The organism is Protofrankia sp. CiP1_Cm_nod3 (genome assembly GCF_982290655.1).
Genome location: NZ_CEVIVD010000036.1, coordinates 28,487 through 35,722 on the forward strand (window position 1 = coordinate 28,487; position 7,236 = coordinate 35,722).

General features: G+C 69.7%; 5 protein-coding genes and 1 pseudogene. 2 read left to right on the forward strand and 4 right to left on the reverse strand.

What is annotated here, in order from left to right; translation table 11 throughout:
• Positions 1-9: 9 nt before the first annotated feature.
• Both AC5LUJ_RS09745 and AC5LUJ_RS09750 read right to left on the reverse strand, forming a co-directional pair.
• Positions 10-603 (reverse strand): DUF5134 domain-containing protein, encoded by a 594-nt coding sequence (locus AC5LUJ_RS09745; RefSeq protein ID WP_250289932.1) that lies wholly within the window; start codon positions 601-603, stop codon positions 10-12.
• A gap of 355 nt (positions 604-958) precedes the next feature.
• Positions 959-1,249, reverse strand: coding sequence for a hypothetical protein (locus AC5LUJ_RS09750; RefSeq protein WP_250287318.1), 291 nt, complete (start codon positions 1,247-1,249; stop codon positions 959-961).
• An 834-nt stretch (positions 1,250-2,083) separates the two neighbouring features.
• Between AC5LUJ_RS09750 and AC5LUJ_RS09755 the strand changes: the two genes are divergently transcribed.
• Positions 2,084-3,154, forward strand: a complete 1,071-nt coding sequence (locus AC5LUJ_RS09755) for a glycosyltransferase family protein (RefSeq protein ID WP_250287316.1) — start codon at positions 2,084-2,086, stop codon at positions 3,152-3,154.
• A gap of 141 nt (positions 3,155-3,295) precedes the next feature.
• On the opposite strand, the gene AC5LUJ_RS09760 is transcribed toward AC5LUJ_RS09755, so the two are convergent.
• Positions 3,296-4,054 (reverse strand): TetR/AcrR family transcriptional regulator, encoded by a 759-nt coding sequence (locus AC5LUJ_RS09760; RefSeq protein WP_250283991.1) that lies wholly within the window; start codon positions 4,052-4,054, stop codon positions 3,296-3,298.
• Between the two features lie 109 nt (positions 4,055-4,163).
• Between AC5LUJ_RS09760 and AC5LUJ_RS09765 the strand changes: the two genes are divergently transcribed.
• Entirely contained in the window at positions 4,164-6,470 is a 2,307-nt protein-coding gene (locus AC5LUJ_RS09765; protein WP_250283993.1) for an MMPL family transporter, read from the forward strand.
• A 401-nt stretch (positions 6,471-6,871) separates the two neighbouring features.
• On the opposite strand, the pseudogene AC5LUJ_RS09770 reads toward AC5LUJ_RS09765, so the two are convergent.
• Positions 6,872-7,236 (reverse strand): annotated as a pseudogene (locus tag AC5LUJ_RS09770) (glutamine synthetase family protein); the annotation flags it as partial.

Genomic DNA, 7,236 nt, shown 5'->3' on the forward strand with positions numbered 1-7,236 from the left:
GGTGCCGCGTCACGCGGTCGGGAGCGCCGCGAACATGGCGACCATGCCGACACTCATGATCAGACGGCATCCGTGGACGCGGGCGGACGCGCCCCGCGCCCTGCCCACGAGCGGGCTGGTCAGCTGGATGACCAGCCGGCCGGCCCGCCCGTCCACCGAGCACGACCGGGTTCCCGCCGGGCATGGACGTGCCGCCAGGCGCAGTACCAGGGCGGCCGCGGTGAGGACGGTCAGCGCCGCGAAAAGCAGGAGGAAACCGATGGTCAGGTCATCCGCCGACCACCATCGCAGCGCGTTCATGTAGGCCATCGCCAGGCCCTCGACCGCGAGCAGCGCGCAGCAGCAGGCCCCGGCCGCGCCGGCGTCGTGATGGCCGGTGCCGCGATCGTCAGTGCCGTGCCGGCCGGCCGCCGGTTGTCGAAAGCGTCCCGGATCATTTCCCTGAACCGCGTTGGCGGCCAGGAACACCGACGAAAGGAGCAGATAGCCCCAGGCCGGCGTGGCCCCGGTGAGAAGCCGGCCGGTGCCGGCCTGCCAGGCCGGTGGGCTGAACATGTACGCCATACCGGCCGCCACGAGAAGATGGCCGGTTTCGGTCAGCACGGTGCTCCGTTCTCCGCCGGCTCGTGCCATCCGCGCCGACCGCCAGGCGTGCCAGGCGTGAAATCCCGCGAGAACGGCGAACACCAGCGCCGCGGCAAGCCGAAGCGGGCCGCCAGCCGTGCCGCTCGGCCCCGCGACCCCCGGTACATGATGTACATGGTGCATACGGCACCGCCTGGTCATGCCAAGGCCCACGTTCACGCGGAAAATCCCGGAAAGTTCCCGGAAACCTCGTTCCGAGGACAGCCGGATACGCACCGGCCAGGCCCGGTGCCGGGCCGGCCGGAGCCGGGTGACCGTATACCTTTGCTTTTGTCTCGGTCGGTGTTCTTCGGTACCGGCGGCTGACCGGCGGCTACTGCCCGGCCGAATCCTGGATGCCGGAGGTGACGGCCAGCGCCGAGTCGAGGACGCTTTCCAGTGCCCCGGACTTCGCCTGATCGATTATCTCGTAGAACTGGTCGACACTCATCTGCACCTGCTGGCCGAAGTCGTCCACGAGGACGATCCGGCGCTCGGCCGGGGCGTCATGGTCGACGAACAGCTGCGGACAGCCGCAGCTGCATTTCCCGCAGAAGGTCACCAGGTGCTGCCGGGCCGCCCCACCGGCATCCGGCACCGCGTCCGCTGGAGTTTCGTCACGCACTGTCCCCACCTCACCCGCCTGGCCGACGCGTCGGCATGGCCAACCTGCTCGCAACATCACTCACAGCGTAAAGAGCCTCACGCCACCCTGTCCCCGTTTCCGTGAAATCACAACGAAAACCCTGCCCCGGGCCGGGGTCCGCCCAAGAATCGGTGCGACGGGCAGTGATGTAACGGACGATGATGCGGCGGGCGTGGAAGCCATCCGTCCCATCGCGGTCTGTGCACCGCGGGCAGGGGGCGAGGCCATGATGGATCGTCATGCTGGGCCGTTTCGTGGGCTCGGGATCCAGGGATGGGCCACCCCGAAGTCGGCCCTGGTGGTGACCGGATGCGGCCCCGCCGCCGGGGACTGGTCGCGGACCTGTCACTGGCGGTCGAGAATCCGCTGGGCTCCCGCGGTCGTGGGAGGCAGGCGTCAGGTCGTTTTCGTGACGCTTCAGTACATTAGGTGGCGCTATAGATACATATGGTATCCATAGTCATAACTTGTACCGACCGAGTTTGGTAAGCGTACGTTGGGGTACTACTGTAACTCGTTGTTACATCTCACGGTGAGGGCTGCGGCGGAACAGGTGGGCCGGGGAGGTGTCACCCGGCCGGGATCCGCGGCCCGGAGGCAAGGGGGCGCGGAAGAGGTCCTAGCCAACGCCAGGTCACGACCTGCCGCCCGGCCGGACGGGTGGCGAGGGGGAGGCGGCCTCGGCGGCAGTGGGGGTGGTCCGGTTTTTTCAGGGGCCTGCGACGACGCGCCGAATACCGTTTCGCGTCGTCTCCGGCCCATTCTGGTAAAGGGGGGTAGTTCTCATGGAAAGCTCACGAGAGAGGGGCGTCCGTGCGTACGCTCGACCCCATCACCCTCGACCTCGACGCCATCGAGGCCGGTAAACTCGCCAACGGCATCACCCTGAGCCTGCTCATTCCCGCGCGCGGCCCGGAAGCGGCCCGGACACTGGGTAACATCGTCGCCCTTAATCGCCAGCACTGGATGCTGGAACGCCCGGTGCTGGACGAGATCGGTGTCGTTGTCGACCCGTCGTCCGACGGCGACGAGCATGACCTGGTACGTATAGCGACGGAAGCCGGGGCGAGCTGGGTCGTTCGGGGGCGGTCGGTCATCGGACATCACATGAAACACGAGCCGCCCTCCTACGGGGGCAAGGCCGGCGCGATGCGCAGCCTCGCCTACCTGGCATTCGGCGACCGGTTCATATTTCATGACGCCGACCTGGAGCACTACGACCCGCTTACCGTGGGCCTGCTGGCGGCGGTCGCGACCACCGGCAGCGCGTCGTTGTTCGTCAACGGCAGTTCCCAGCGGGTGACCGGCGACGGCCGGCCCGGCGGGCGTACCACCGAGATGCTGCGCTCCCTGCTCTCCAAGCAACTGGCCCACTACGTCCCCGCCGTCACGGCCATCCAGCAGCCGCTCATCGGCGAGTTCGTGATCGACGCGGACCTCTTCGGCTCGCTGGCCTTTTCCCGCGGGTACGGCGTGGAGACCTCCCTGAAGGTGCTCGCCCTGGATTTCCTGGGCAGCCTGAAATGTGTTCAGGTCGAACTTCCGGTCAAGTACCAGGTCGGTCAGGACTATCGCGACCTCGTCAAGCAGTTCCATGAGATAAGCTTCACGGTCGACGTGCTGGAGGCATATTTCTCCCGCCGTCGGATCGATGCGCAGGTGGCGATCTGGGAGATCGCCGACAATTATGACCTGTTGCACCCCGGGCGTACGTACGCGCTGCACCGTCCGCCCGGTTACGACGACACGGCGTTCGTCCCGCGGCTTGGTTTCTACCAGCCGCTGGCGAATTCGCGGGCCTACCAGGCGCGGATTCCCGAGATCAAGGCAGCGCGCCACGCGGCGCTGAAGGCGCTCGAACGCCGGATGCGGGCGTCCGCGTAAGTGGGCTGGCCGGCCCCGGGCGCGCGCCGCCGGGGCCGGCCCGTCGTCCGTGGCCGTGCCCGGCGGCGCGCCACCCGGCCGGCACAGCCCCCGGCGGGCGGCCACCCGGCCGGCCATCGGCTCGCCGGTACTCCGGCCGGTCTACTCCGGCCGGTCGCGTTCCTGCCGGCCGGGCACGAAGTCGACCGGGCCCTGGTAGCCGCACCGGAGCAGGGCGTCGAGCATCTGCTGGTCGAACAGCGCGCCCACGTCCCGGATCACGGGGGGCAGATGACCGAATAGCTCCAGGGACAGGAACCCGTGCAGCTGCGTCCAGACGATCAGACAGGCGGCGAGCCCTTCCGACGAGATCGCGTTACGGGTGTCGGCCCGCCATTCCTCGAGCTCGGCGCGTAACGCCGGCGTGAGTTCGGCGGCGAACCGGGACGGGTCGATCAGCCCGGCGCCGATCGCCTCGGCCATGCACCGGAACAGCACCGCGACCGAGCGCTCCGTGCCGTCGCAGGGCTGGCTCGACGGCGGGATGTAGTCCAGCCCCAGCGTCCCGAAGATGAGCATGTACTCCGTCACGTGCTGGTGTGACCAGCGGCGGTAGGCGCGGGTGACCTCGAGCCAGCGCCTGGCATGGTTATCCGTGGGCGCGAGGTCGAAGGCCTCCTCCAGCGTGTCGGCCAGGGAGGTGAACCCGTCGGCCACCAGCGCGGCGATCAGTTCGTCCCGGCTGGTGAAGTACCGGTAGAGGGCGGATGGCGTCAGCCCCATCGCCCGGGCCACCGCCCGCAGTGACACGCCGGCCGCGCCGTGCTCGTCGAGCTGGTCGCGGGCGGTCTGCTTGATCTCTTCTATGGTGGCGAGACGGAGGCGTTCGCGTCTGGAGACCGGCTGGGTCACGCTGGTCATGCTGGTTCGTTCGGTGAACACTGTCAACTTTTTCGACCGGGTGTCTTGACTGCGCCCGATGTACGCGAACACTGTTCTCCAGAACGACGACGACTCTCCGGAGGTCCCGGTGTTCGCACGCCTCGCACGTCTGGTCACGCGCCGTCCCGGGCCTGTCCTGCTGGCAACCCTGCTGCTCGTGGGCGCGACGGCCGTGCTCGGCGTCACCGCCTTCGGCAAGCTCCAGACCGGCGGGTTCGACGACCCCCAGTCGGGCTCCACCCGCGCCGACGAGGCGGTGCAGGCGCGCTTCGGCGGCCAGCCCAGCCTGATCCTGCTGGTCACGGCCCGCGCCGGGACGGTGGACGCCCCCGACGTCACGGCCGCCGGCAGGGAGCTCACCCGGGCCCTCGCGGCCGAGCCGGGCGTGCACAGGGCGGTCTCGTACTGGGACGGCGGCGGGCCGCCCCTGCGTTCCGAAAGCGGCAGGCACGCGCTCGTGCTCGCCTACACGTCCGACGACGACGTGGCGGAAGGCCTCGTCGCCCGGTATGAGAAGGCCAGGGACGCCCCCGGCCCGGTGACGGTGGCCCCCGGCGGGGCAGCCGCCATCGGCGAGAACATCAACGACCAGGTCACCGCCGACCTCGCCGTGGCCGAGTCGGTGGCCATCCCGATCACGATGCTGCTGCTCATCGCGGCCTTCGGCGGCATGGTGGCCGCGTTGCTGCCGCTGGCCGTCGGCGTGGTCGGCATCTTCGGCGGGCTCGCGATCCTCTCCGTCCTCGGCAGCCTCACCGATGTCTCGATCTTCGCGGTCAACCTCACCACGGCCCTGGGCCTGGGCCTGGGTATCGACTACGCCCTGCTGATGGTGAGCCGGTTCCGTGAGGAGCTCGCCGGCGGGCGGGATCGTGCCGACGCGGTCGCCAGCACCCTGCGGACCGCCGGCCGGACGATCGTCTTCAGCGGTGCCACCGTCGTGGCGGCGCTCGCCGTGATGCTCGTCTTCCCGCCCTACTTCCTGAAGTCGATGGCCTACGCCGGCATCGCCGTGACGGTCTTCGCGGTCCTCAGCGCGACCGTGGCGCTGCCGGCGATACTCGTGCTGCTCGGGCCGCGGGTCAACGCGCTGCGGGTCGGCGGGCTGATCGGGCTGATCCGCCGCCGGCGGGCCGCCGCGGCGGGCAGCCCCCGGGAAGCTTCCGAGTCACCCGTCTGGCGTGCCATCGCCGCCACCGTCATGCGCCGGCCCCTGATCACCGGTGTGCCCGCCGTCGCCGTGCTGCTGGTGCTGGGCATCCCCTTCCTGCATGTCTCCTTCGGCACCCCGGACGACCGGGTGCTGCGTGACACCGCCTCCAGCCGGCAGGTCGGCGACGTCATCCGGACGGACTTCGCCGCCGACACCGCCGCCGCCGCGACCGTCGTGCTGGAGGGGCGTGCCGCCGGCACCGCCGGGGGTGGCCCGGTCGGTGGCCCCGCACTGGAGGGATACGCGCGCGACCTGTCCTCGTTGCCCAACGTGGCGCGGGTGAACAGCGCGGCCGGCACCTACGCCGCCGGCCGCCAGGTGGCGCCCCCCACCCCCGCGGACTCCCGGTTCTCCGCCGGTACCTCGACGTATCTCGAGGTGGTCCCCTCGGTCGACCCGGCGTCGGACACCGGGCAGGATCTTGTCAGGGGCGTGCGCGAGCGGCCCGTTCCGGCCGGGGCGGCAGCGCTCGTCGGCGGCCCGTCCGCGGTGCTCGTCGACGGCAAGGCGACCATCTCCGATCACCTGCCGCTGGCCGTCGGGCTGATCGCGCTGACCACGTTCGTGCTGCTCTTCCTGTTCACCGGCAGCGTCGTCATGCCGCTGAAGGCCCTGGTGCTCAACGCGCTGTCACTGAGCGCCGTATTCGGCGCCGCGGTCTGGATCTTCCAGGACGGCCACCTGTCCGGGGCGCTGGGCTTCCTGCCCGGGCCGCTGGACACCTCCATGCCGGTGCTGCTGTTCTGCATCGCGTTCGGCCTGTCCATGGACTACGAGGTGTTCCTGCTTTCCCGGATCAAGGAGGAGTACGACCACGGCGTCCCGAACACCGAGGCCGTCGCCACCGGCCTCGCCCGCACCGGGCGGATCGTGACCACCGCCGCGGCGCTGCTCGCGGTGACCTTCGTGGCCTTCGCCACGTCGTCGGTGACGTTCATGCAGATGTTCGGCATCGGCACGGCCCTGGCGATCGTCCTGGACGCCACCCTGATCCGCGGGGTGCTGGTACCGGCGTTCATGCGGCTGGCCGGCAACGTCAACTGGTGGGCGCCACGGCCGCTGCGGGCCCTGCACACCCGGATCGGGCTGGTGGAGGCGCCCCGGCCGGAAGCCGCCCACAACACGCCTGCCGAGAATGTGGGAATCGTCGGACATGAGCTGGTAAGACAATCCGAAAAATAAATCGGTATGCTCGTCATGGTGTTTTCTGTTACCGGTCACAATGTGGAAAAAACCATCGAGAATGCATCGCAGACCCTTGTCACGACCTCGTTTCACGTTCTAGCCTCAATACTGTCGGAGACCCGCTGGACCGTAACCGGACGCACGATTGGCGGCGATTGTGACCAGTTCTCCCGGGTGTGGTCGTCCGCACCCGTCGGTGACCACTCGCTGATACCGGGGCGCCGGGCACGGCGGTACGGCCGGTATCCAACTGAATCTTGCGGCAGAACTGGTGGAGATGCTGCCGCACGGCTCGCGGGGGCGGCCGTGGACGGATCGGCCGCCCCCGCGAGCGACCCGGGGCCCGGCTTTCCGGAACCACGTGCCCTGACGCCGTGCCCTGACGCCGTGCCGGTGGCTCACAGGCGCTCGAAGGCGCGGCGGCGTTCCCAGTCGGTGACGGTCGTCTCGTAGGAGGTGAGCTCGGCCTCGGCGGCGTGCGCGAGATGGTCGACGACATCGTCGCCGAACGCCGCCCGCGCGATCTCGCTGGAACGCCACAGCCGCTGCGCCTGCCGTAACGTCCTGGGCAGCCGCGTCACTCCGGATGCGGTGAACGCGTTCCCGGCCGTCGCCGGTGGCAGCGCGAGGTCGTTGTCGATCCCGTACAGGCCGGCCGCGAGGATCCCGGCGACCGCCAGGTACGGGTTGGCGTCACCGCCGGGCACCCGGTGCTCGATCCGCAGCGAGCTGCCGGAGCCGACGACCCGTACCGGGCAGGTGC

What these genes read in the sequence shown, in the direction of transcription:
- AC5LUJ_RS09760 (WP_250283991.1), bottom strand. Translation starts at nt 4,054, where the DNA reads ATGACCAGCGTGACCCAGCCGGTCTCCAGACGCGAACGCCTCCGTCTC.